The organism is Streptomyces sp. NPDC051320 (assembly GCF_040682175.1).
Taxonomy (GTDB): Bacteria; Actinomycetota; Actinomycetes; order Streptomycetales; family Streptomycetaceae; genus Streptomyces.
Window position 1 is genome coordinate 18,961 of sequence record NZ_JBFBAL010000008.1, and the last position, 21,802, is coordinate 40,762.

Annotated in this window: 18 protein-coding genes; 3 read left to right on the forward strand and 15 right to left on the reverse strand. The window is 70.1% G+C overall.

Annotated features, from left to right (window positions below; translation table 11 throughout):
- Positions 1-12: 12 nt before the first annotated feature.
- From AB0M87_RS18760 to AB0M87_RS18810, 11 genes are all read right to left on the reverse strand, one after another.
- Entirely contained in the window at positions 13-1,035 is a 1,023-nt protein-coding gene (locus AB0M87_RS18760; protein ID WP_365854198.1) for an aromatic ring-hydroxylating dioxygenase subunit alpha, read from the reverse strand.
- Between the two features lies 1 nt (position 1,036).
- Positions 1,037-1,261: a recombinase-like helix-turn-helix domain-containing protein gene (locus tag AB0M87_RS18765; protein WP_365854200.1), complete on the reverse strand. Its 225-nt coding sequence runs from the start codon at positions 1,259-1,261 to the stop codon at positions 1,037-1,039.
- A gap of 46 nt (positions 1,262-1,307) precedes the next feature.
- Positions 1,308-2,255 carry a PDR/VanB family oxidoreductase gene (locus AB0M87_RS18770; RefSeq protein ID WP_365854202.1) on the reverse strand — a complete coding sequence of 316 codons (948 nt, stop codon included), beginning with the start codon at positions 2,253-2,255 and terminating at the stop codon, positions 1,308-1,310.
- 10 nt (positions 2,256-2,265) lie between these two features.
- Entirely contained in the window at positions 2,266-3,891 is a 1,626-nt protein-coding gene (locus AB0M87_RS18775; RefSeq protein ID WP_365854204.1) for a thiamine pyrophosphate-binding protein, read from the reverse strand.
- Between the two features lie 11 nt (positions 3,892-3,902).
- Positions 3,903-4,691, reverse strand: a complete 789-nt coding sequence (locus AB0M87_RS18780; protein ID WP_365854206.1) for an SDR family oxidoreductase — start codon at positions 4,689-4,691, stop codon at positions 3,903-3,905.
- Between the two features lie 17 nt (positions 4,692-4,708).
- A complete protein-coding gene (locus tag AB0M87_RS18785; protein ID WP_365854208.1) occupies positions 4,709-5,449 on the reverse strand; it encodes an SDR family oxidoreductase in 741 nt (246 codons plus the stop codon).
- Positions 5,449-5,970 (reverse strand): cupin domain-containing protein, encoded by a 522-nt coding sequence (locus AB0M87_RS18790; protein ID WP_365854210.1) that lies wholly within the window; start codon positions 5,968-5,970, stop codon positions 5,449-5,451. The genes AB0M87_RS18785 and AB0M87_RS18790 overlap by 1 nt, the downstream gene beginning before the upstream one ends.
- 70 nt (positions 5,971-6,040) lie before the next feature.
- Positions 6,041-6,823 carry an alpha/beta fold hydrolase gene (locus tag AB0M87_RS18795; RefSeq protein WP_365854212.1) on the reverse strand — a complete coding sequence of 261 codons (783 nt, stop codon included), beginning with the start codon at positions 6,821-6,823 and terminating at the stop codon, positions 6,041-6,043.
- On the reverse strand, positions 6,820-7,608 hold the full coding sequence (locus tag AB0M87_RS18800; protein ID WP_365854214.1) for an aspartate dehydrogenase domain-containing protein: 789 nt from the start codon (positions 7,606-7,608) through the stop codon (positions 6,820-6,822). Before AB0M87_RS18800 ends, AB0M87_RS18795 begins: the two co-directional genes overlap by 4 nt.
- Entirely contained in the window at positions 7,605-8,597 is a 993-nt protein-coding gene (locus tag AB0M87_RS18805; RefSeq protein WP_365854216.1) for a VOC family protein, read from the reverse strand. The genes AB0M87_RS18800 and AB0M87_RS18805 overlap by 4 nt, the downstream gene beginning before the upstream one ends.
- A gap of 19 nt (positions 8,598-8,616) precedes the next feature.
- A complete protein-coding gene (locus AB0M87_RS18810) occupies positions 8,617-10,116 on the reverse strand; it encodes an aldehyde dehydrogenase family protein (protein ID WP_365854218.1) in 1,500 nt (499 codons plus the stop codon).
- A 271-nt stretch (positions 10,117-10,387) separates the two neighbouring features.
- On the opposite strand from AB0M87_RS18810, the gene AB0M87_RS18815 reads away from it, so the two are divergent.
- A complete protein-coding gene (locus AB0M87_RS18815; protein ID WP_365854220.1) occupies positions 10,388-11,785 on the forward strand; it encodes an MFS transporter in 1,398 nt (465 codons plus the stop codon).
- Positions 11,786-11,900: 115 nt separating this feature from the next.
- On the opposite strand, the gene AB0M87_RS18820 is transcribed toward AB0M87_RS18815, so the two are convergent.
- The 4 genes from AB0M87_RS18820 to AB0M87_RS18835 all read right to left on the reverse strand — a co-directional run bounded on the left by AB0M87_RS18820 (position 11,901) and on the right by AB0M87_RS18835 (position 16,939).
- The gene (locus tag AB0M87_RS18820; protein WP_365854222.1) at positions 11,901-13,541 is read right to left on the reverse strand and encodes a glycerol-3-phosphate dehydrogenase/oxidase; all 1,641 of its coding nucleotides are present in this window, start codon (positions 13,539-13,541) and stop codon (positions 11,901-11,903) included.
- A 5-nt stretch (positions 13,542-13,546) separates the two neighbouring features.
- The gene (gene glpK, locus AB0M87_RS18825; RefSeq protein WP_365854224.1) at positions 13,547-15,076 is read right to left on the reverse strand and encodes a glycerol kinase GlpK; all 1,530 of its coding nucleotides are present in this window, start codon (positions 15,074-15,076) and stop codon (positions 13,547-13,549) included.
- A gap of 57 nt (positions 15,077-15,133) precedes the next feature.
- Positions 15,134-15,925: an MIP/aquaporin family protein gene (locus AB0M87_RS18830; RefSeq protein WP_365854226.1), complete on the reverse strand. Its 792-nt coding sequence runs from the start codon at positions 15,923-15,925 to the stop codon at positions 15,134-15,136.
- Between the two features lie 249 nt (positions 15,926-16,174).
- Positions 16,175-16,939, reverse strand: a complete 765-nt coding sequence (locus tag AB0M87_RS18835) for an IclR family transcriptional regulator (protein ID WP_365854228.1) — start codon at positions 16,937-16,939, stop codon at positions 16,175-16,177.
- A gap of 235 nt (positions 16,940-17,174) precedes the next feature.
- On the opposite strand from AB0M87_RS18835, the gene metH reads away from it, so the two are divergent.
- Both metH and AB0M87_RS18845 read left to right on the forward strand, forming a co-directional pair.
- Entirely contained in the window at positions 17,175-20,690 is a 3,516-nt protein-coding gene (gene metH / locus AB0M87_RS18840; RefSeq protein WP_365854230.1) for a methionine synthase, read from the forward strand.
- A 100-nt stretch (positions 20,691-20,790) separates the two neighbouring features.
- Complete coding sequence (locus tag AB0M87_RS18845; RefSeq protein WP_365854232.1) at positions 20,791-21,492, forward strand: HAD family phosphatase; 702 nt, start codon at positions 20,791-20,793, stop codon at positions 21,490-21,492.
- Positions 21,493-21,802: the final 310 nt, after the last annotated feature.

A 21,802-nucleotide genomic window follows, 5' to 3' on the forward strand; every position in this document is an offset into this window, starting at 1 on the left:
CCGGAAGAACGCTCAGACCGCCGGCCCGGCGGCCGGTGCGGCGGCCTGAGCTTCGGCCTCCGCCCGGTACATCCGGCGCAGCCGGACCACGCCCAGGTCGTGCTGGTAGAGATTCTCCCGCTGATCGGCGTCCGCGGGCATCGCCTCCAGCATGACCCGGTCCTGCTCCAGCACCTCCCAGTGGCGCTTCTCGATCAGAGTCCGATAGAGGAAGCGCCAGCTGTCCCGCTGCCAGCCCTGGACCGTGCGGTAACGCCAGAAGAAGACCCCCGTACGGTTCTCGTCCACCGGGCAGACCATGCCGACGATGCCGAACGGGCCGCCGGGGCCGGCCGACGGCGGGTACGGGATGGACAGGTCCACCCAGTCGACACCGGTGCGGCACAGCTCCACCCAGTCGAAGTTGACCCCCCGCTGGTCGGTCTTCTCGAAGAAGTAACCGCGGCCGGTTTCCCGGATGCGGAACTTGGCGGTGGTGTCCCCGTCGTACATGGTGTGCGAGTCGTGGTGCAGGAACGCGCCGTGCATGGGGTCGAGCAGATTCTCCACCGCGAAGCGCCAGGGACCGTTCCACTCGGCGTAACAGAGGAACGCGTCCGTGTCCGGATCGGTGAGCGGCTCGGGCAGCGTCAGCTCGGCCGGGTCGGGGTGCCGCTCGTCGCCGAAGTACGCGAGGATCGCCCCACCCACCTCCCGCACGGGCAGGCTCCGCACCAGCTTCTTGCCCTCCAGGTTGCAGCCGGGCAGACCGGGAACGGAGGAGACGGTGCCGTCCGTTTCGACCTCCACGCCGTGATACCAGCAGGCGACCCGGTCGCCGAGGTGCTTGCCCAGCGAGAGGGGCGCGCCGCGGTGCGGGCAGCGGTCGGCGAGCATGCTCAGGGTGGAGTCCGAGCGGCGGAAGAGCAGCCATGGCTCACCGAGCACGGTGACCTTGCGCATGGCGCCCGGTGCCACGAAGTGCGAGGGCACGACGGGGTGCCACTGGTTGCGCAGCCCGGTCGCGTAGATGTGGTCAGCGGTCAGAGTGGTCATGTCACGCTCCCAGGCGGTGGATCTCGGTACGGAAGGACTCCTCGGTCCACGGCGTGCCGTCGGGGGAGTGCACCTGTCGTGCGTTCAGTCCCCTGACGACATCGGCCAGTTCGTGACCGTCCTTGGTGAAGACCTCTTCGAGCGTCGAGGCGAGCTGGTGCTCGTAGGGGGTCGGCTCGTGGGTGCGTGACTGATGCACGTCCAGGTAGGGCCAGTCGGTGGTCACGGTGCCTCCAGGTGGTTCATGGACAGCTGGTTCACGGACAGCTGCTTCACAGATCGAGGACGAGGCGGCCGGACGCACAGCGCGAGACGCAGATCATCATGGTCGCGTTCGAGGTGTGTTCGGCCTCACTGAGGACGTAGTCGCGGTGGTCGGGTACGCCGTCGAGCACCCGGGTCTCGCAGGTGCCGCAGATGCCGTCCCGGCAGGAGCTGCCGACGCCGATGCCCGCCGCCTCGACGGCCGCCAGGACGGAGGTGTTGCTGTCGACGGTGACGGTCGCTCCGGAGGCCCGGCACTCGACTTCGAAAGCCGGGTCGTCGCCGGTGTGCTCGGCGACCGGGGCGGCGAACCGCTCCACCCGCAGCAGCTCGGCGGGGCAGGCCGCCTCCACGGCGGCGAGCAGCGGCTCGGGCCCGCAGCAGTACACCAGGGTGCCGGCCGCCACGTCGGCCAGCGCCCGCCCCAGGTCGATGTGGCCCAGCTCGTCCTGCGGGTGGAACGTCACGTCACCGCCGGTGAGCGCGGCCAGCTCGGACCCGAAGGCCATCGAGGCGCGGGTCCGGCCGCCGTGCACCAGCGTGTACGGCGTGCGGCGCCGGTCGGCCTCCCGGGCCATCGCCAGGATCGGGGTGATCCCGATACCGCCGGCAATGAAGACGTACCGAGCGGCGTCGACCAGGGCGAAGTGGTTCCGCGGTCCCACGACGGTGACCGTCCGGCCCGGCCGCAGCTCGGTGTGCACGTAGCGTGAGCCACCCCGGGACGACGGCTCGTTGAGTACCGCGATCCGGTACCGGCTCACGTCCTGCGGATCTCCGCACAGGGAGTACTGCCGGATCCGTCCGCCCACCTCCACATCGAGATGGGCACCCGGCTCCCAGCCGGGCAGCGGCTTGCCGTCCGGGTGGACCAGCTCGACCGAGAGGACCCCTTCGGCCTCCCAGGTCATGGTGCGTACAAGAAGTTCGAGCCTGAGCTCTCGGGGCGCGTCCATGGCGGCCTCCCTACGCGGTGGGGATCTTGACGGGTGGGGTGAACGGACTCTTCATCGGGCCGAGCTCCGCCAGGTCGACCTCGACCAGCACGGGCCCGCCGGAGGCGATGGCGTGGTCCAGGACGGGCTGTGCGTGCTCCGGCGCCGCGATCCGCGCGTACGGCAGACCGCAGGCCCCCGCCAGCTGCTCGAAGTCCGGCGTGGCGAGGTCCACCCCGGAGCGGCGATCGCTGTGGCGGTCCTGCATGTTGCGGAGCACCCCGTAACCCCCGTCGTTGAAGACGATGAGGGTCAGTGCGGGCCGCTCCTGGGCGAGCGTGAGGAGCTCGCCGAGATGCACCGCGAGGCCGCCGTCACCGGCGATCACCACCGTCGGCGCACCGGCGCGGGCGACGGCGGCTCCGATGCCCATGCCGAGGCCCTGCCCGATGCCGCCGCCACGCGGGAAGACGTTGTCCTTAGGGTCGTACATCTCCAGCAGCCGGTTGCCCCAGCTGCTCGACGCGATGGTCACATCGCGGGCCACCACCGCCGCGCGGGGCAGCGCCGCCCGGATCGCCTCGCAGATCGCCGCCTGCGGTCCGATGGCATCGCGCTGATCGGCCCGCACCTCCTCGCGTACCGAGGTGACCCGTCCGGTCCAGCCGGTCTCGGCCGCCACGGCGTGCGGCAGCAGGGCGTCCAGCACGTCGGGCGCGTGGCCGTGCAGGGCGTGGCGCGCCGGATAGACCCGGCCGGGCGCGTCGGCGTCGATGTCGATCTGGATATGGGCCTCGGGGAGCGGGAGAGCGTAGTCGGCCGTCTCGTTGGAGCGGAAGTGCGTGCCGATCGTCAGCAGGACGTCCGCTTCGGCCAACAGGGCGCGCCCCGCCTCGGTGGTGGCGAAGTTCCCGATGACCTGCGGGTGGTCCTCCGGTACCGCGCCGCGCCCGGAATTCGACGTCAGCAGGCCGCCGCCGGTCGCCTCGAGCAGAGCGCTCAGCTGCTGACCGGCGCCGGTCGCTCCGCCGCCCGCCCAGATCAGCGGGCGCCGGGCCGAGGCCAGCAGCGCGGCCGCGCCGTCCAGCTCACCGGCGTCGGGGACCGGGTTCACGGCCCGTGTCGTCCGGGCGCCGGTGTCGGTCTGCGTCGCGTACTGCAGGTCGACGGGCCACTCCACGCTGCCGGGACCGCCCGGCGCGGCGAGTGCCGCCTGCGCGGCCTCGCGCAGAATCCGCCCGGCGTCCTCGGTGGACGTCACCGTCGCGGCGTACTTCGACACCGCACGCAACATGGCGAGCTGGTCCTTGGTCTCATGGATGAAACCGCGCCCGCTGCCGAGGAAGGTGCTCTCGATCTGCCCGGTGACATGCAGGACGGCGGTACCCGAGCTGAGGGACTCGACCAGCGAGCCCGCCGCGTTGCCCGCGCCGGTACCCGTCGAGGTGAGCGCACAGCCGAGGGAGCCGCGAGCCCGTCCGTAGGCGTCCGCGGCGTTGACCGCGGTGGCCTCGTGGCGTACGGGTACGAACCGCAACTCCCGGTCGACGGCCTCGACCAGCGGCAGATTGTGCACGCTGACGATGCCGAACACGGTGTCGATGCCGAGTTCGCGCAGGACGGCGACGAGGAGATCGCCTCCGGTGGTGTATCGCATGGTGGGTCTCCTCAGAGGATGGAGCGGCCGACGCCGCCGCAGACGTCGATGCTGGTGCCGGTGATGTACGAGGCACGGGGCGAGAGCAGGGAGACCACCGCGTAGGCGACCTCCTCGGCGCGGCCGAGCCTGCCGAGCGCGACCCCACGGTCGGCCGCGAGCGCCGCCTGCCACTGCTCGTAGGGCAGCGCGCTGCCGGACGCGGCATGGCGGCGGGTCCACTGCCCGGTGTCGACGAGCCCCAGGCAGACCGAGTTGACGCGGATCCCGTCCCCGGCCAGCTCCTGGGACAGCGACTTGGAGAGGTTCAGAATCCCGGCGCGCGCCGCACTGGTGGTGATCAGCCGGGGTTCCGGCTGCTTGGCGAGAACGGCGTTGACGTTGACGACGGACGCGACCGCAGACGCGCGGAGGTGATCGAGTCCCGCGTGCAGCGGGTTGAGTACGCCGGCGAACTTCAGCTCCAGTTCGTCGCGCCAGTCATCGGCGTCCGACTCGGCGAAGTTCTTCATCCGCGACTGGCCGGCGTTGTTGACGAGTCCGTCCAGACCGCCGAAGTGCTCGGCGGTCCTGGTGGTGAAGTGACGCACCGCGGCGGCGTCCCGGACGTCGCACACGCCGGTCAGCAGCCGGTCGGGGCCGGCGCCGAGACCGGCGGCGGCCCGGGCGAGCCGGTCCGCGTCCCGGCCGCAGGTGGCGACCCGGGCGCCTTCTTCGATCAGGGCGCGGACCGTGGCCAGGCCGACGCCCGAGCTGCCGCCGGTGACCAGTACGGTGCGGTCGGCGAGGCCGAGATCCATATCGGTTGCTCCGTGGTTCAGTTCATGGTGAAGCCGCCGTTGACGGCGATCACCTGTCCGGTGAGATAACGGGACTCCTCGCTCAGCAGGAACGCGACGAGCCCCAGAAGGTCGTCGGGCTGCTGGGGGCGCGAGATGGCCCGGTTGCTGCGGTACAGCTCATGCCGCTCGGCGGGTACCGACTCGGTCGCCTCGCCTTCGGTGATCCCGGGTGCCACCGCGTTCACGGTGATGCCCCGGTCGCCGAGTTCACGGGCCATGGCCCGGGTGAGGGCGATCACGGCGCCCTTCGACGTGACGTAGTGGGCGAGCCGCACCGAGCCGTAGAGGGCGGCGTCCGAGGCGACATGGACGATGCGTCCACCGCTGCCGTGGGCCAGCAGCTGGGGCAGCAGCGCCCGGGAGACCAGCCAGGGCGAGCGGGCGTTCACCACCATGAGGCGGTCCCACTCGGCCACCGTGATGTCCTGGAACTCCTTGCCGCCCACGCCGTTGGCGAGTGCCGCGTTGTTCACGAGTCCGTGCAGCGGACCGAGCTCCGCGACCCGCGCCGCCAGGCTGTCGACCGAGCCGGGGTCGGCCACGTCGCAGCCCACGAAGTGGGCGTCGATGCCCTCCTGGCGCAGCTCGTCGGCGGCCGACTCGCCGCGCGCCCGGTCCACTTCGGCGACCACCACCCGGAATCCGTCGGCGCCCGCCCGGCGGGCCATGGCCAGTCCCAGGCCACGGCCGGCGCCGGTGATAACGACAGTGCGCATCAGTCGCGGGTCACGCCGTGCATCGGCGAGTGCTCGGGGTAGGTCGGAACCTGCGGCTTCTGAGTGCCGATCACCACACAGAACAGCGCGTCGGTGTCGCCCTCGTTCTTCAGCGAACGGGCCACCCCGGCCGGCACCACGATCATGTCGCGGTAGCCGAGGGTGCGGTACTCCGACTCGTTGTCGCCGCGGTGGATGCCGACGCGGACCTTGCCCTCCAGGACGAAGAACGCCTCCTCGACATCGTGGTGGGTGTGCTCGGGGCCCTCGGCCCCGGGCGGCAGCAGCATGTTGGAGAAGGTGAAGCCACCGGACGGCAGGATCCGGTTGTCGCCGTCGTGGTTGCCGGTGGCGCCGGAGCCGACGTAGCGGATCTGGGCGCGGCGGTACTGGTCACCGGCCTTCGTCTGGAAGGCGAGGGTGTCCCAGTCGGGCTCCCGGGAGCCCTTCGTCGCGATCAGTGCGTCGGTGTACCGGGCGAGGTCCCCGCCGTTGTCGTACTCGGTGGTGCTGACAGGCATGATGTGCTCCTTCTGTTCCTTCTGTTGCGGAACCGACCGGTGCGGAACCGACCGGTACGGAACCGACTGGTTACTCGGGGATCTGGGCGGTGATGCGGAGGTGGGACAGCACCCAGGCGTTGAAGGCCCCGGGCTGCTCCTGGTTGGCCAGGTGACCGGCGTCCTTGACGATCACGTAGGCGGACTTGTGGAGGGATCCCGCGATGGTCTGGCTCGCCTCGGTGCCGGTGACCGTGTCCTGGTCGCCGCAGAGGACGAGCGCCGGGGCGGTGACATCGGCGAGTTCGGCCCGTAGATCAGCCGATGCCATCGCCTCGGCCGCCCAGCCGTAACCGGGCAGTCTGACGGCGCCGGCCATGGTGTCGACGATGCGCTGGACCAGTTCGGCCGGTGCACCGGGGGAGACCAGCCGGTGACCGCGCCGTTCGGCGAAGGCACGCGGGCCGGACTCGGCGAGTTCCGCGGCCCGTTGCCGCATGGCCGCGGCCTTCGCCGGATCCGTTCCGGAACCGGGGCTGGAGTCGGCGATGATCAGTGAGTCGACGAGTTCCGGGTGGCGGGTGGCGAGGCGCAGGGCGGTCACACCACCCCAGGACACGCCCAGCACATGGGCCCGGCCCCCGCGCTCCTCGATGAGCGCCGCGGCGGCGTCCGCGTAGTCGTCCAGCGTCATCGGACCCGCCGGGTCGGCGGACCGGGCGTAACCCGGCGCGTCCCAGGCCAGAACCCGGACGTAGGCCGACAGCCCGGCGAACTGCGGGGCGAACGCGGCGGACGACGAGCCGATGCCGTGCAGGCAGAGCAGCAGGGGTCCGTCCGTGCCCGCCTGCTCCACGTGCACTGCCGCGGTCACAGGATCTGCCCCGTCCGGCCGGCGATGGCCCCGAGGCTGCGCAGCACCGCGTAGGGCACGACCTGGCTGGTGGCCGGATTCGACGGGTCGGGCCGATGGGCTACCTCGAAGCGGTAGCTGCCGTGCGGTCCGGCCGCCTCGATCAGATGGCGGGTGCGGTGCGCCTCCGGGTCGGCGACCACCCTGACCCGTACGGCGTCCAGGTCCCCGATCGCCAGGGCCACCGAGGCGGCCACATTGGTGGACTTGGGGAACTTCACCGGGACGTCGCGCGCGGTGCCCGACATGACCTCGACCGGCCCGGTCGCCGACCGCAGCCTGGCCAGCAGCGCCTCGTCCATCCAGGGCTGCTCGAGGGTGGCGGGCAGCTTGGTGGTGGTGAGCCGTACGTCGGTCAGCGGTCCGAGACCGCGGACGGCCTGCAGCAGGTCCAGCCCGCCGACGGCGCCCGAGGTGAAGTACACCCGGCCGGGCCCCGCGCCGAGCAGCCGCTTGGCCAGGTCCTCGTCGGTGAGGGCTCCGGTCGAGGCGATCAGCAGGTCGGTGCCGGAGGCCAGAATGCGCTCGGCCCGCTCCCGGACCACTCCCTGGCCGGCCGCTTCCACGATCAGGTCGCAGCGCTCCAGCGCCTCCTCGAAGGTCAGCTGCGGGGCCGGGGCCTTGCCGATCGCCCGGTTGTCCACGATGCAGACCAACTCGGCTCCGTCGACGGCGCCTTCGGCCAGCGCGCCGCCCACCACCCGCCCGATCGCTCCCCAGCCGACGAGTCCCACCTTGCGGGTCATGCCACCACCTCCTGTGATGCGTGCGGAACCGGGGAGCCGACGGGCGCCGGTCCGGGCACGGCCGCCGGGCTGTCGGCGCCACCGCCGAGCGGCCCCGGATCGGGAGCGCCCGCCATGTGACCGCGGATCTCCGCGGACGGCGGCCCGGCCGTGCCCCACAGGTCGGAAAGCTCCGGCACCCGCCGCCACACCCGCGCGATCCAGGCGTCCTCGACGATCTGGGCGACCTCGGACGTGTACTCGCACACCAGCCCCGAGGGGTCGGTGAAGTACGAGAAGGTGTTGTCACCGGGGCCGTGCCGGCCGGGGCCCCACTGCGGGGTGATGCCGTGATGACGCAGCCGGCCGAGACCCCGCATGAAGTGGTCGACCGAACTCATCTCATAGGCCACGTGGTTCAGAGAGGCCCACTCGGCCTGGTTGAAGGCGATGCAGTGGTGATCGGAGTTGCAGCGCAGGAACGCCATCCGGTGCTCCGACCAGTCGGAGACCCGCAGGCCCAGCACATCGCAGTAGAAGGCGACGGCGGAGTCGATGTCCGTGGTGTTCAGCACGGCGTGCGTGACACCGACCGGCACCGAACCGTCCCGCCCGCGGGGCGCGACCGCCTCGGTCTGCGCACTGATCTCGATCAGCCGGTGCTCGGGGTCGGTGAAACGCAGCCCGTATCCGCCGCCCACCTGGTGCAGCGGCCCCGGTCCGGCGACCGGCGTGATACTTCTGGCCAGCAGCCGCCGCGCGGCCTCGTCGACCTCGGCCGGCGTGGCGACGGCGAAGGAGATCCTGCCGAGACCGGTGCGCTCCGCGCGGGTCAGCTGCAGGACATGGTGCTCGGTGCCAGTGCCGCGCAGCCAGTGCGCACCGGACTCGGACTCCACACTCTCCAGGCCCCAGACCTCCTGGTAGAAGTCGGCGGCCTCGGCGAAGGCGGGGGTGAACAGCTCGACGCAGCGGAGGGAACGCAGCCGGGCGATGGGTGGTCGGTTCACGGGTACTTCTCCAGACGGGTCAGTTGGCCCAGGGGAGCGGGGCGTCCGATGTGCCCCAGTACAGGGACTTCTGGCGCTGGTAGGCGCGAATGCCGTCGCGGCCCTTCTCCCGGCCGAGCCCACTGTCCTTGAGGCCGCCGAACGGCGTGGCGATGCTGAACTGCTTGTAGGTGTTGATCCAGACGGTGCCCGCGTCGACGCGGCGGGCGATCCGCCAGGCGGCCCGGTGGTCGCGGGTCCAGATCCCGCAGGCCAGGCCGTAGACCGAGTCGTTGGCCATCCGGACGAGGTCGTCCTCGTCGTCGAAGGGCAGGGCGACGAGGACCGGGCCGAAGACCTCCTCCTGACAGGTGCGTGAGGAGTTGTCGAGGCCGTCCAGGACGGTCGGCAGGTAGTAGGCACCGTCGCGGTAGGCGTCGCCCTCGGGCGCCGATCCTCCGCACAGCACCCGCGCCCCCTCGGTACGCGCCAGGTCGACGTATGCGGCGACGGAGTCCCGGTGGCGGTGGTGCACCAGTGGTGCCACCTGGGTGTCGGGTGACGTACCGGGGCCGACCCGCAGCTTCCGCACCCTGGCGACGAGTTCGCCGACGAAGGCGTCGTAACGCTCACGCGCCACGAAGAGCCGTGAACCCGCGATGCAGGACTGGCCGCTGGACGAGAAGACGCCGAACATCACTCCGGCCAGGGCCTGTTCGGTGTCCGCGTCGGCGAGCACGATCGTCGGTGATTTGCCGCCGAGTTCCAGTGACACCGGCATCATCTTGTCCGCGGCCGTGTGCGCGATGGTGCGCCCGGTGGTGGTGCCGCCGGTGAAGGTCACCTTGCCGACGTGTGGGCTGCGCACGATGGCGTCGCCCACCACGCTGCCGCGTCCGGGCAGCACCGAGAGCAGCCCGGGAGGCAGCCGCAGTTCTGCCAGGGCGCGGGTGATCAGGCGGCCCAGCGCCAGCGACACCAGCGGGGTCCACTCGGCCGGTTTGAGCAGTACCGCGTTGCCGGCGGCGAGTGCGGGGGCCAGCTTCTGTGCGTCGCTGGCGACCGGCGAGTTCCACGGGTTGATCGCACCGACCACGCCCATCGGCTCGAAGACGCTCATGGTGAGGTAGTCACCGCGCGAGGGGGTGATCGACTCCTCGGCGGTCTCCAGCGCGGCCGCCGTGTAGCGGAAGGTGGCTGCCGCACTGGCCACCAGGGCGCGGGTCTCGGTGAGCGCCTTGCCGGTGTCGGCGGTCTGGAGCGCGGCCAGCCGTTCCGCCGCCTCCTCGATCAGATCGGCGATCCGGTGCAGCAGCCGGGCGCGCCGGTGCGGGAGCAGGGAGCGCCAGCCGGGGTCGGCAGCCGCGCGGGCCGCGCCTTCGGCCGCTTCGGCGACCTCCTCGACGGTCACCGCGTGCACGGTGGCGATGGCCAGACCGGTCGCCGGGTCGACCGTCTCGACCGGGGCGCCGGCGCCACGCCGCCAACTGCCCGCGACAAGTGCTTCGTCGGGCACATCCGCGGCGGGGAACGAGAGCATGCGAGACCTCCTGACTGAGCCGGGACGAAGGAAAACCTGAGTAGGTGCTTGAAATCTAAGGGCTTAACTATCTCGGCGCAAGCCCCCGAGGTTTGAGGATTTTCCCTGCGGAGACCCTTGACGGGCTCGGGTGAGTAAGGGATACAACTTAAGCGCTAAGAAACTTTGTCCTAACGCGCTTCATTGTCCGGGTGTCGTCAGACCCCTGCGGGACATCGCGTACCCCCACGCCATCGTCTCGCCACACAGCTGCGGAGTCGGAGGACCCTGCATGACGATCGACGTTTCCCCGGACCCTGCCGTCCGGGCGGCTGTGGCCGCCCGCTTCGAACGGCTTCCGCTGTGCCGCTGGCATGTCACCGTCCGCCTCATCGTGGGCGCCGTCACCTTCTTCGAAGCGTTCGACCAGCTTCTGATCGCCTACGCCCTGCCCGATCTGCGCCGCGAGTGGCACCTGACCACGTCGGCCAGCACACTGCTGCTCACCGTCGGCTCGGTCGGCATGCTGGTCGGCGCACTGCTCTCGGGCCGGCTGGCCGACCGGATCGGGCGGGTCAAGGTCATCGCATGGTGCGTCGCGCTGTCCAGCCTGGCCAATCTGGTGCTGGCCGTCACCGCATCGCCCGACTCCTTCATGGCGGTGCGCTTCGTCCAGGGGCTCGCCATCGGCGGCGAGGTCCCGGTGGCCGCCACCTTCATCGCGGAGATCACCCGCAGTCACCGGCGTGGCCGCTTCGTCCTGCTGTACGAACTGGTCTTTCCGGCCGGACTCACCGTGGGCGCGCTCGTCGCCGCCTGGGTGGTGCCGCTGCTCGGCTGGCGCTGGATGTACGTCATCGCCGCCGTGCCGGGCGTGCTCTGTGTGCTGGTCCAGCGCGCGGTACCCGAATCGCCGCGCTGGCTGGCCGAACACGGCAGGACCGAGGAGGCGGCCCGCGTGATGTCGGAGATCGAGGGCGCGGTCGAACGGGTCACCGGCAAGCCGCTTCCGCCGGTCCCCGCCCTGCCCGCCGACCCCGGGCCTGTGGCGGGGGCGGCTCCGGGGCAGGCCACCAGCGGTCTGCGGGGCCTGTTCAGCGGCCGCTACCGCCGCCGCACCCTGGTGGTCGGCGCGCTCTGGTTCACCGGCTACTTCGTCAATTACGGCATCACCTCGTGGCTGCCCACCATCTACCGCAACCGCTACGATCTGTCGCTCTCCGATGCCCTGCTCTATTCGACCGTGACGTCCTGCGCCGGGCTCATCGGCTGTCTGGCCGTGGCGCTCACCGTGGACCGCGCCGGGCGCAGGCGCGTCATCACCCTCTCTCTCGCCGGGTCCGCGGTGATGCTGCTGGTGCTCGCCTGCCTCGGGGCGCACACGCCGGTACAGGTGCTGGTGTGGACGTCCCTCGCCGCGGTCTTCCTCTTCGGCTCCAACATCTGCCTCTACCTCTACACGCCGGAACTCTTCCCGACCCGGATGCGGGCCCTGGGCAGCAGTGTCGGCGGCGCGCTGAACCGGCTCGGGGTCATCCTCGGCCCTATCGTGGTCGGCATGGTGTATGCGGGCGGCCGTGTCTCGCCGGTGTTCGTGGTGCTCGGCGCGGTGGCCGTGGCCGGCGCGGTCGTCGCGGCGATCGGCGCGGACGAGACGGCCGGCCGGCGGCTCGAAGAGGTCTCGCCCTGACCGGAACCGATGCTGGAACCGGAACCGGAACCGGAACCGGAACCGGACACGGGTGCGGGTGCGGGGCGGCTTCCCCGGGGAAGCCGCCCCGCACCCGTGCCGCGCTCGTACGGTCTCAGCGGTTGCCGAGCACGTCCTCGACTCCGGCCCTCACCTCGTCCGTCGCCAGTCCGCGGATGGTCAGCGTGGTACGGCGGCGCAGCACGTCGTCCGCCGTCTCGGCCCACTCGTGGTCCCGGGCATAGACGACCTGCGCCCAGATCTCCGGGGCGTCCGGGTGGATCCGGGCCGACAGCGCCGGGTCCGCGGCGGCGAGCCGGGCGATGTCGAAGGAGAGCGAGCCGTAGTGCGTGGCCAGATGGCGTGCGGTGTCCGCGGCCATCCGCGGACCGGGCGTGCCACCGTCGACCAGGAGCCGGTGCGCGACCGCGTTCGGGTTGGCGATACCGGGCAGCGGCTGCTTCTTCGGCAGGCGCGAGAGCGGCTCCATGTCCTCCCCGAGCGGATGGCCGGGCAGCTCGGCGAGCTTGCTCATCACGGTCCGGCCGATGTGCCGGAAGGTCGTCCACTTGCCGCCGGCCACCGACAGCATCCCGCCGCGTCCTTCGGTGACGACGGTCTCCCGCTTGGCCTTCGAGGTGTCACCCGGGCCACCGGGCAGCACCCGCAGCCCCGCGAACGAGTAGGTGATCAGGTCACGCGACAGCTGCTGGTCGCGGACCGAGAAGGCGGCCTCGTCCAGGATCTGGGCGATGTCCTTCTCGGTGACCCGGACGTCCGCCGGGTCACCCTCGTACTCCTCGTCGGTCGTACCGAGCAGCAGCTGGTCCTCCCAGGGGAGGGCGAAGGTGATCCGGTACTTGTCGATCGGGGTGGCCAGCGCGGCACGCCAGGGCGAAGTGCGCTTGAGTACCAGGTGCGCGCCCTTGGAGAGACGGATGGAGGGCGCCGCTTCCGGGTCCTCCAGCTTGCGCAGGTGATCCACCCACGGCCCGGTCGCATTGAGCACCAGCCGGGCGCTGACCCCGAACTCGGCTCCGTCCAGGCTGTCCTCCAGCTCCGCGCCCGTCACCCTGCCGTGCGTGAAGCGCAGCCCGGTCACCTTCGCGTGATTGAGCACCGTGGCGCCGGACTCGACGGCCGCGCGCACCGTCATCAGAGCCATCCGCGCGTCGTTCATCTGGTCGTCGCCGTAGACGGCGACGGCCTTCAGATTGTCGGTACGCAGCTCGGGCACGTCCTGACGGGCCCGGGACGGCGATATGACATGGCCGACTCCGTCTCCGAAGGCGGAGAGCGCCGAGTAGGCGAAGACACCGGCGCCGAGTTTGGCGGCGCCGTGCGGGCCGCCCTTGTACACCGGCAGGTAGAAGGTCAGCGGATTGGCCAGGTGGGGAGCGACGTCCCGGGAGACCGCACGGCGCTCGAAGTGGTTCTCGGCGACCAGCTTCACGGCGCCCGTCTGGAGGTACCGCAGGCCGCCGTGGAGCAGCTTGGAGGAAGCGGACGAAGTGGCGCCGGCGAAGTCACCGGCGTCCACCAGGGCCACCCGCAGCCCGGACTGCGCGGCATGCCAGGCGGTGGAGATGCCCAGAATGCCGCCGCCGATCACCAGGAGGTCGTACGTCGCCGTGGAAAGCTGCTCCCGAGTCTCGGCGCGGCTCACTGCCTTGAAGGACGACACCTCGGAAGACGAGGCGGTGGAGCCGGAGGCCGGGTGCGTCCCGATGGCCGGGACGCTCTGCAGGGTGGTCATGTGTGTTACTCCTCGTCTTCGAGCCAGCTCATGGTCCGCTGGACGGCCTTGAGCCAGTTCTTGTACTCGCGGTCGCGGATGTCCGCGTCCATGTGCGGTGTCCACTCGGCGGCCCTGCGCCAGTTGGCGCGCAGCGCGTCGGTGTCCGGCCAGAAGCCGACGGCGAGCCCGGCGGCGTAGGCGGCGCCGAGGCAGGTCGTCTCGGCCACCATGGGCCGCACCACCGGTGCGTCCAGGAAGTCGGAGAGGGTCTGCATCAGCAGGTTGTTGGAGGTCATTCCGCCGTCGACCTTGAGCGCGGTCAGTTCGACCCCGGAATCCTTGGTCATGGCGTCACTGATCTCGCGGGTCTGCCAGGCCGTCGCCTCGAGCACGGCCCGGGCGATGTGCGCCTTGGTGACGTAACGCGTCAGACCGGCGATCACACCCCGCGCGTCCGGCCGCCAGTAGGGGGCGAACAGACCGGAGAAGGCGGGGACGAAGTACGCGCCGCCGTTGTCCTCGACGGAGGACGCCAGGGTCTCCACCTCGGCCGCGCTGTTGATGATTCCCATCTGGTCGCGCAGCCACTGGACGAGCGAACCGGTGACGGCGATCGACCCTTCCAGGGCGTACACCGGCTTCTGGTCGCCGATCCGGTAACCGACCGTGGTGAGCAGGCCGTTGTACGAATTGACGGGGGTCTCGCCGGTGTTCATCAGCATGAAGGTGCCGGTGCCGTAGGTGGACTTGGCCTCACCCTCGGAGAAACAGGTCTGGCCGAACAGCGCCGCCTGCTGGTCACCGAGCGCGGAGGCGACCGGTACACCGGCCAGGCGGCCGCTCGCGGCCGTGCCGTACACCTCGGCGGAGGAGCGGATCTCCGGCAGCGCGGCGGCCGGAATACCGATGGAGGCGAGGATCTTCTCGTCCCACTCCATCCGGTGCAGGTTCATCAGCAGCGTGCGGGAGGCGTTGGTGACGTCGGTGACATGGACGCCGCCGTTCACTCCGCCGGTGAGGTTCCAGATGACCCAGGAGTCCATGGTGCCGAAGAGGATGTCGCCGGCCTCGGCGCGCTCGCGCAGACCGTCGACGTTGTCCAGCAGCCAGCGGATCTTCGGGCCGGCGAAATACGAGGCGAGCGGCAGGCCGGTCTCCCGCCGGAAGCGGTCCTGCCCGACGTTGCGGCCGAGATCGCGGCAGAGGGCGTCGGTGCGGGTGTCCTGCCAGACGAGGGCGTTGTGGACGGGCTCACCGGTGTGCTTGTCCCAGAGCAGAGTGGTCTCGCGCTGGTTGGTGATGCCGATCGCCTTGACGTCGTCGGCGGTGATACCGGCCTTCTCGACGGCGCCGTCCACGACCTCCTGGACATTGGTCCAGATCTCGGCCGCGTCGTGCTCGACCCATCCCGGCTTCGGGAAGATCTGCTCGTGCTCCTTCTGGTCGACCGCGACGATCCGGCCGTCCTTGTCGAAGACGATGCAGCGGCTGGATGTGGTGCCCTGGTCGATGGCCGCGATGAACGGCCCGGTGATGTGAGCGTCAGTGGTCACGGTGTGCTCCGAATTCCGAGGGGGAGTGGTCGTCGGTACCGAGTACTAGGCAGGGGCTCATGCGAAGGCGAGATTGTAGAGCCCACCTGCCAGCGCGCCCCCGATCAGCGGGCCGGCGATCGGTATCCACGCGTAGCTCCAGTCCGAGCCGCCCTTGTTGGGCAGCGGCAGCAGGGCGTGAACGATGCGCGGGCCGAGGTCGCGCACCGGGTTGATGGCGTAACCGGTCGGCCCACCGAGGGACAGGCCGATGGAGACGACGACCAGTGCGGTGATCAGCGCGCCGACGGCGCCCAGGCCGTCGCCCTTGTTGTTCAGGCCCTGCGTGAGGATCGCCAGGACCAGCACGAAAGTGCCGATGATCTCGGTGGTCAGGTTCTGCACGACGTTACGGATCTCCGGCGCGGTGAAGAACACCCCGCCGACCGGGCCCGGGCTCGAGGTCCGCTTCTGGTCGACGAGACCCGGATTGGCCGAATGCTGCTCAACTATTTCCGGGTCGGTCAGGTGGGCCTGGAAGTGGCCGTAGTACGCGGCCCAGACCAGCACCGCGCCGATCATCGCGCCGAACAGTTCGGAGACGAGGTAGAGCGGCACGTCGCTCCACTTGGTCCCGCCCTCGATGGCGAGACCGATGGTGACGGCCGGATTGAGCTGCGCGCCGGAGACGCCACCCGCCAGGTAGGCGGCGGTCAGTACGGCGAACCCCCAGCCGAACGTGATGGCGAGCCATCCCGCGTCCTTGGCCTTGGAGTACTTGAGTGTGATGGCGGCGCAGACACCGCCGCCGAGCAGTACGAGCACGGCGGTGCCGATGGTCTCGCCGATGAAGATGTCGGAGCTGGACACCCGCGACTCCTTTGTCCTTCGTCCAGGGGAAGCCGGACACCGGTTTCCTCCGGTTGTCCGCGCCCTCAGGTGAGGGCGTAACCGGCCCTTGGGCGCTGTCACACCCTAACGCGAAATTCCGGTAGGTGTTCGACAATGCCGACCGATGAACGGCAGTTTTGCCTCACGGTCAGGGAACGTCAAGGGTCTGTGGCGGGAATCTCGGTTACGGTTCGCAACGGCCGGGCCAGAGGTCGGTCGGCGAGCGGGTCAGAAGCGGCTTGCGCCCAGGTCGCGCGAGACGGAACGGGCGCAGTCCCGCACCGCGGCGACCAGTTCGGTGCGCAGCTCGCCGTCCCGGCAGACCCGCTCGACCGCGCCGGTCACGGCGACGGCGCCGACCGGCATCCTGCGCCGGTCGTGGATGGGGGCGGCCACCGAGGCCACGCCCTCCCATGTCTCCTCGACATCCGCGGCCCAGCCGCGCGCCCTGGTGAGGTCGAGCACGGACTCGAACGCCTCGGGTTCACAGACGGTGCGGGCGGTGAAGGTCTTGCGTTCGGTCTCCAGGACCTCGCTGTGCGCCACCGGATCGAACGCCGAGATCACTTTGCCCAGGGCGCTGGAGTGCAGCGGCTGCATGGCGCCTACCTCCAGCACCTGGCGGCTGTCGTCCGGCCGGAAGACGTGGTGCACGATGAGTACGCCGTGCTGGTGCAGGACGCCCAGATAGACGCTCTCGCCGCTGGAACGGGCCAGGTCGTCGGTCCAGACGAGCGCGCGGGCGCGCAGCTCGTGCACGTCGAGATAGCTGTTGCCCAGCCGCAGCAGCTCCGCCCCCAGCTGATAGCGGCCGGAAGCCGGATCCTGTTCGACGAAGCCCTCGTGCTGCAGGGTGCGCAGAATGCCGTGGGCGGTGCCTTTGGCCAGGTCGAGCGAGGAGGCGATGTCGGAAAGACCGAGCCGGCGCTCGCCGCCCGCGAGCAGCCGCAGCATCGCGGCCGCCCGTTCCAGGGACTGAATGTTCTTAGCCATCGCCGGCCACCCTCCACGCTGTTCGACAATGCTGAACACTATCGGCCGATGCCGACCAGTGTCACCCGGAGTGTCGACTGCGAGCACCCGGAGGGACCCCCTGCTCCGGTTTCCGGCCCGTCCGCCCCGTGGGACGCCGCGCCGCCAGGACGCTGTCCCCGTTACCCTGGCCGGGTGCGCCATCCTGCCGGACGGTGCAAAGCCGACAGCCGTCGCATCCCAGGGAGTACATTCCATGGCCTCGTTGCCGACCCCTTCCCCTGACAGCCGGACCAGGGCGGACGCCCTCCGTGAGGCGCTCGCCAGCCGTGTGGTGGTGGCCGACGGTGCCATGGGCACCATGCTCCAGGCGCAGGATCCCACCCTTGACGACTTCCAGAACCTCGAGGGCTGCAACGAGATCCTCAATGTGACCAGGCCGGACATCGTCCGCTCGGTCCATCAGGAGTACTTCGCGGTCGGCGTCGACTGCGTGGAGACGAACACCTTCGGCGCGAATTTCGCGGCCCTGGGGGAGTACGACATTCCCGAGCGGGTCTTCGAGCTCTCCGAGTCCGGCGCGCGCATCGCCCGGGAGGTGGCCGACGAGTTCACCGCGTCGACCGGACAGCAGCGCTGGGTACTGGGCTCGATGGGCCCGGGCACCAAGCTGCCGACGCTGGGGCATGCCCCGTTCGACAAGCTCCGGGACGCCTACCAGCAGAACGCCGAGGGCATGATCGCGGGCGGTGCGGACGCGCTGCTCATCGAGACCACCCAGGATCTGCTGCAGACCAAGGCGTCCGTCATCGGCGCCCGCCGCGCGCTGGAAGCCACCGGCGCGAACCTGCCGGTGATCTGCTCGGTCACCGTGGAGACCACCGGCACCATGCTGCTCGGCTCGGAGATCGGCGCCGCGCTCACCGCGCTCGAGCCGCTGGGCATCGACATGATCGGGCTGAACTGCGCGACCGGTCCCGACGAGATGAGTGAGCATCTGCGCTATCTCGCCCGGCATTCCCGGATCCCGATCTCCTGCATGCCCAATGCGGGCCTCCCGGTACTGGGCAAGGACGGCGCTCACTACCCGCTCTCCCCGGAGCAGCTGGCCGACGCCCAGGAGACCTTCGTCCGCGAGTACGGCCTGTCCCTGGTGGGCGGCTGCTGCGGTACGACGCCCGAGCACCTGCGCCAGGTCGTCGAGCGGGTCCGGGGCACCGCCCCCACCGAGCGCGCGCCGCGCCCCGAGCCGGGCGCCGCGTCGCTCTACCAGACGGTGCCGTTCCGCCAGGACACCTCGTACCTGGCGATCGGCGAGCGGACGAACGCCAACGGTTCCAAGAAGTTCCGCGAGGCCATGCTGGAAGGCCGCTGGGACGACTGCGTGGAGATGGCCCGCGACCAGATCCGCGAGGGCGCCCACCTGCTCGACCTCTGCGTCGACTACGTCGGCCGGGACGGTGTGGCCGACATGGCGGAACTGGCCGGCCGCTTCGCGACCGCCTCCACCCTGCCGATCGTGCTGGACTCCACCGAACTGCCCGTACTGCGGGCCGGCCTGGAGAAGCTCGGCGGCCGGGCCGTCCTCAACTCGGTCAACTACGAGGACGGCGACGGACCCGAGTCACGCTTCGTCAAGGTGACCCGGCTGGCGGTCGAGCACGGCGCCGCGCTGATCGCGCTGACCATCGACGAGCAGGGCCAGGCCCGTACCGTCGAGCACAAGGTCGCCATCGCCGAGCGCCTCATCGAGGACCTCACCGGCAACTGGGGCATCCACGAGTCGGACATCCTGATCGACACCCTGACCTTCACCATCTGCACCGGGCAGGAGGAGTCGCGGGGTGACGGAGCCGCCACCATCGGCGCCATCCGGGAGCTCAAGAAGCGCCACCCCGACGTGCAGACCACGCTGGGCCTCTCCAACATCTCCTTCGGGCTCAACCCGGCCGCCCGCGTCGTGCTCAACTCCGTCTTCCTCGACGAGTGCGTCAAGGCCGGTCTCGACTCGGCGATCGTGCACGCCAGCAAGATCCTGCCGATCGCCCGCCTGGAGGAGGAGCAGGTCAAGGTCGCACTCGACCTGATCTACGACCGCCGTGCGGAGGGCTACGATCCGCTGCAGCGGCTCATGGAGCTCTTCGAGGGCGTCAACATGAAGTCGATGAAGGAGGGCAGGGCCGAGGAACTGCTCGCCCTTCCGCTCGACGAGCGCCTCCAGCGCCGGATCATCGACGGCGAGAAGAACGGCCTCGAGGCCGATCTCGACGAGGCGTTGCAGACCACGCCCGCACTCGACATCGTCAACGAGACCTTGCTGGCCGGGATGAAGGTCGTCGGCGAGCTGTTCGGCTCCGGCCAGATGCAACTGCCGTTCGTGCTCCAGTCCGCCGAGGTGATGAAGACCGCGGTGGCCTATCTGGAACCGCACATGGAGAAGACCGACGACGACGGCAAGGGCACCATCGTGCTGGCCACCGTCCGCGGCGACGTGCACGACATCGGTAAGAACCTGGTCGACATCATCCTGTCCAACAACGGCTACAACGTGGTCAACCTGGGCATCAAGCAGCCCGTATCGGCGATCCTGGACGCGGCCGAGGAACACCGCGCCGATGTCATCGGGATGTCCGGCCTGCTGGTGAAGTCGACCGTCATCATGAAGGAGAACCTGGAGGAGCTCAACCAGCGCAAGCTGGCCGCCGACTTCCCGGTGATCCTCGGCGGCGCCGCACTGACCCGGGCGTACGTCGAGCAGGACCTGCACGAGATCTACGAGGGCGAAGTCCGCTACGCCCGCGACGCGTTCGAGGGCCTGCGCCTGATGGACGCGCTGATCGCGGTCAAGCGCGGTGTACCGGGGGCCGTGCTGCCCGAGCTCAAGCAGCGGCGCGTACCCACCCGGGCCACCGCCGCGGTGCTCGAGGCCGACGAGCCGGAGGGTTCCGTGCGCTCGGACGTCGCCACCGACAACCCGGTCCCCGAGCCGCCGTTCTGGGGAAGCCGGGTCATCAAGGGCATCCCGCTGAAGGACTACGCGTCCTGGCTGGACGAGGGCGCACTCTTCAAGGGCCAGTGGGGCCTCAAGGAAGCACGCCGAGGTGACGGGCCCAGCTACGAGGAGCTGGTGGAGACCGAGGGCCGCCCGCGGCTGCGCGGCTGGCTGGACCAGCTGCACACCAAGAACATGCTGGAAGCGGCCGTCGTGCACGGCTACTACCCCTGCGTGTCCAAGGGCGACGACCTGATCATCCTCAACGACGACGGCAGCGAGCGGACCCGCTTCACCTTCCCCCGCCAGCGTCGTGGCCGCAGGCTCTGCCTGGCCGACTTCTTCCGCCCCGAGGACTCCGGTCAGACGGACGTGGTCGGCTTTCAGATCGTCACCGTGGGCTCGAAGATCGGCGAGACCACGGCCGAACTGTTCGCGGCCAACGCCTACCGTGACTACCTCGAACTGCACGGCCTGTCCGTACAGCTGGCGGAGGCTCTGGCCGAGTACTGGCACGCCCGGGTGCGGGCCGAACTGGGCTACGCCGGCGAGGACCCCTCGGACGTGGCGGACATGTTCGCGCTGAAGTACCGGGGCGCGCGCTTCTCGCTCGGCTACGGAGCCTGCCCCGATCTGGAGGACCGAGCGAAGATCGCCGAACTGCTCGAACCGGAGCGGATCGGGGTGCACCTCTCCGAGGAGTTCCAGCTCCACCCCGAGCAGTCCACCGACGCGATCGTCATCCATCACCCGGAGGCGAAGTACTTCAACGCGCGGTAATCCGTCGGAACGTCGTACACTGGTCGGTCCAGTGCAGGCCGGTCGCTCCCCCAGCTGGGTGGGCGGCCGGCCTTCTCGTCCCTCCAGGAGGTGTGCCCGGATGACCAGTACGGTCCCTGCGCTCAGTACTCGTATGGCCGAAGGCTCCGCCCTGCAGGCCGTCCTTCTCGACATGGACGGCACACTGGTGGACACCGAGGGATTCTGGTGGGACGCCGAGGTGGAAGCCTTCGCGAGCCTGGGCCATCGGCTCGACGAACGCTGGCGCGACGTCGTGGTCGGCGGCCCGATGACCCGCAGTGCGGGCTATCTCATCGAGGCGACCGGCGCGGACATCACGCTGCCGGAGCTGACCGTGCTGCTCAACGACCGGTTCGAGGCCCGGATCGCGCGCGGAGTGCCGCTGATGCCCGGGGCCCTCCGGCTGCTCACCGAGCTGGCCGCCCATCAGGTGCCCACCGCCCTGGTCTCCGCCTCGCACCGGCGCATCATCGACCGCGTACTGGCATCGCTCGGCCCGGAGAACTTCGCGTTGACGGTGGCCGGCGACGAAGTCGCCCGTACCAAACCGCACCCCGAGCCGTACCTGGTCGCCGCGGCGGGACTGGGAGCCGATCCGACGCGCTGCGCGGTCGTCGAGGACACCGCGACCGGTGTGGCGGCCGCCGAGGCTGCCGGTTGCCATGTGGTCGCGGTACCGTCCGTGGCACCGATCGCGCCGGTGGACGGCCGGGTGGTCGTCGCATCGCTCGAACAGGTCGACCTCGGCTTCCTCCGGAAGCTGGTCAACGGTACGCACTGATGTGCGTACCGAGCGTGTTTGTTTGACGGAGGAGTGAACTACCCTCCGTCAATTGTGTTTATTTCGTGAGCGTGGCGCGTGTGATTCACGCTCCACGAAAGACGACTCAGCGTGACCTTTATCACCTGACGGGGCGTCGACATAGGCGGATCTGCGTGCTGTGCAGGGCCCTGCGATGGCGTGAGACGCACCATCTGTCCCGTTTGGTGAGGCAGTGTGCGAATCTCCGCCGTGCTCGGATACCAACGCTCTGCTATCCGTGAAGATGGTGTGTATACGCCTGAAGTCGCCGCCGGTCCAGCTTTCCTGA

Bases quoted from the DNA above. Each gene is read 5' to 3' on its own strand.
- AB0M87_RS18760 (WP_365854198.1), bottom strand. From the start codon at position 1,035: ATGACCACTCTGACCGCTGACCACATCTACGCGACCGGGCTGCGCAAC.
- AB0M87_RS18770 (WP_365854202.1), bottom strand. From the start codon at position 2,255: ATGGACGCGCCCCGAGAGCTCAGGCTCGAACTTCTTGTACGCACCATG.
- AB0M87_RS18775 (WP_365854204.1), bottom strand. From the start codon at position 3,891: ATGCGATACACCACCGGAGGCGATCTCCTCGTCGCCGTCCTGCGCGAA.
- AB0M87_RS18780 (WP_365854206.1), bottom strand. From the start codon at position 4,691: ATGGATCTCGGCCTCGCCGACCGCACCGTACTGGTCACCGGCGGCAGC.
- AB0M87_RS18785 (WP_365854208.1), bottom strand. From the start codon at position 5,449: ATGCGCACTGTCGTTATCACCGGCGCCGGCCGTGGCCTGGGACTGGCC.
- AB0M87_RS18790 (WP_365854210.1), bottom strand. From the start codon at position 5,970: ATGCCTGTCAGCACCACCGAGTACGACAACGGCGGGGACCTCGCCCGG.
- AB0M87_RS18800 (WP_365854214.1), bottom strand. From the start codon at position 7,608: ATGACCCGCAAGGTGGGACTCGTCGGCTGGGGAGCGATCGGGCGGGTG.
- AB0M87_RS18810 (WP_365854218.1), bottom strand. From the start codon at position 10,116: ATGCTCTCGTTCCCCGCCGCGGATGTGCCCGACGAAGCACTTGTCGCG.
- AB0M87_RS18815 (WP_365854220.1), top strand. From the start codon at position 10,388: ATGACGATCGACGTTTCCCCGGACCCTGCCGTCCGGGCGGCTGTGGCC.
- AB0M87_RS18820 (WP_365854222.1), bottom strand. From the start codon at position 13,541: ATGACCACCCTGCAGAGCGTCCCGGCCATCGGGACGCACCCGGCCTCC.
- AB0M87_RS18835 (WP_365854228.1), bottom strand. From the start codon at position 16,939: ATGGCTAAGAACATTCAGTCCCTGGAACGGGCGGCCGCGATGCTGCGG.
- metH (WP_365854230.1), top strand. From the start codon at position 17,175: ATGGCCTCGTTGCCGACCCCTTCCCCTGACAGCCGGACCAGGGCGGAC.
- AB0M87_RS18845 (WP_365854232.1), top strand. From the start codon at position 20,791: ATGACCAGTACGGTCCCTGCGCTCAGTACTCGTATGGCCGAAGGCTCC.